The sequence below is a fragment of the Nocardiopsis sp. TNDT3 genome (assembly GCF_003427465.1).
In the GTDB taxonomy this organism is placed as follows: domain Bacteria; phylum Actinomycetota; class Actinomycetes; order Streptosporangiales; family Streptosporangiaceae; genus Nocardiopsis; species Nocardiopsis dassonvillei.
Map to the genome: position 1 here is coordinate 1 of NZ_QPFC01000868.1, position 2075 is coordinate 2075.

Here is a 2075-nt window from a genome sequence, read left to right on the forward strand (position 1 = left end):
GGCCACCGCGTCACCCTCCCCCGCCGGCCCGCGCCCTCCGGTGCCACAGCTCCAGGTCGGCCCTGATCTCCCGGGTCCTGGGGTGGTCGGGCCCCAGGATCCGCAGCTGGTCGGGCAGAAGGGCCTCCATCGCCTCGGCCGCCCGCACGGGATCGCCCGCCTCACCGCGGAAACGGGCCAGGCTGTGGCGGGTGGTGAGGACGTGGGGGTGGTCGGCGCCCAGATAACGGACCTGGTCCGTCAGGAGTTCGCCGAGCCCGTCCAGCGCGCCCGCGTGGTCTCCTCGGACGCCCCGCCAGGCGGCGATCTGGCCGCGGGTGCTGAGGGTGTCGGGGTGGCCGGGCCCCAGGAGGCGCAGCTGGTCGGGGAGCAGTGCCTCGAAGCCCGCGATGGCCCCGTCGACGTCACCCGCCCTCCCCCGCCACCGGGCGGTCTGGCCGCGGATGACCATGGTGCTCGGGTGGTCGGGGCCCAGCACGCGCCGGTGGTCCCCGATCAGCGACCGGTAGGTCTCGAAGGCGGCCCGGGCGTCCCCCGCCCGACCCTTCAGGGAGGCCAGGTGGCCGCGCGCGGCGAGCGCCTCGGGGTGGTCGGGGCCCAGGCGGCGCAGCAGGCCCGGCAGAAGGTCCTCCAGCGCCTCGCACGCGCCTCGGGAGTCACCCGCCCGTCCGCGCCACCGCGCCGCCTGGACCCGGGTGACCAGGGTCTGGGGGTGGTCCGCGCCCAGGGCCCGCGTCATGTCCTCGGCCAGGTCCCGGAAGCCCCGGGCGGCGTCGGTGGCCTCGCCCGCCATGCCGCGCCACAGGACGAGTTCGTGGCGGGCCGCCAGCGAGTCCGGGTGCCGGGGGCCCAGCCGGAGGTCGGCGGCCTCCACCAGGGACTCGAACCGGGCCGTGGCCTGGGAGAGCGCGCCGGAACGGCCGAAGCTGCTCCCGAGCGCGAACAGCACCCGGTGCGCGCCGTCCCCCCACAGCCACTCGCCGCCGTGCTCGTCCAGCGCGGCGGCGTTGGCGCGCAGCCGCTGTCCCAGGGGGCTGGCGTGCACGCGCACGGGCCAGACCGACAGGAGCGCCTCGGCGGCCGTGTGCACGGTGTCGCGGTCGACGGCGGTCGCGGGGTGGTCCCGGGTGGCGCGCTGCACGAGGCGGTGCGCGCCCACCACGGCGTCGTGTCCGAACCCCGTGCGGGTGACCAGGTGCAGTCTGGCCAGCGCGGACAGGGCGTCGTCGGCGTCCTGGGCGGTGGGCCGCGGGCCGTCGGGGCGTGCACGGTGGAGGTGGTCCAGAACGGGCTCCGAGGTCAGGACCGCGGCGGGGATGCCGGTGGGGTCCAGCACGCTGACCAGCCGCATCATCGGCCGCGCCAGCCCTTCGGGGGCCAGGGTGTCGGCGTGCTCGACGGAGACCGCCCAGGTGGCGGCCACCGTCCGGGATCCGTCGTCGGGCAGGCTCTCCCCCTCCGGGAACACCCTCGCCAGGGTGCGCCGCCGGTCCCGGAGCAGGGCGCGGTAGGAGTCGCAGGTCATGCCGTCCCTGCGGTCGCGGACGTAGGCGGCGGCGTGGGACAGGGCGAGCGGCAGGTGGCCCAGTTCGTCGGCCAGGGCCCTCAGCTCCGCTCCGCCGGGTACCCGGGGCAGGTCGCGGAGCGCGGTGGCCAGGTAGGCGAGGGATTCCGGCGGCGCGTAGGTGCCGACGCCGACGAACGTGCGGCCCCGACCGGCCAGTGCGGTGTCGGTGCGGCGGGTGGTGACCACGAGGCGGCCCTGCGGCCCCGGTGCGTGGGCGGCGGGGGTGGCGTTGGGCGGCCACAGGCCGCTCGCGTGCCGGGGGACGTCGAGGTTGTCCAGCACGACCAGCCAGCGCCGGTCGGTGGTCTGGAGCCAGGCGAGGAACTGGTGGGACGCCCGTTCGGGGTCCTCGTCCACGTGGCCGGAGACGACCCGGCGGGCGGCGTCGGCGTAGGTCTGCGTGATGGCGGACCGCTCGGCCGCGGGTACCCACACCACCAGGTCGACCCGCTCCTTCGCCAGGAGGGCGCGGGCGTGGTGGGCGGCCAGCTGGGTCTTGCCCGCCCCG

Annotated in this window: 1 protein-coding gene; it reads right to left on the reverse strand. The window is 77.3% G+C overall.

Features of this window, described 5'->3' with window-relative positions; translation table 11 throughout:
• Positions 1 to 10 precede the first annotated feature (10 nt).
• The coding region (locus tag DQW06_RS20780) for a tetratricopeptide repeat protein (protein WP_117199134.1) at positions 11 to 2075 on the reverse strand (2065 nt) is incomplete at its 5' end.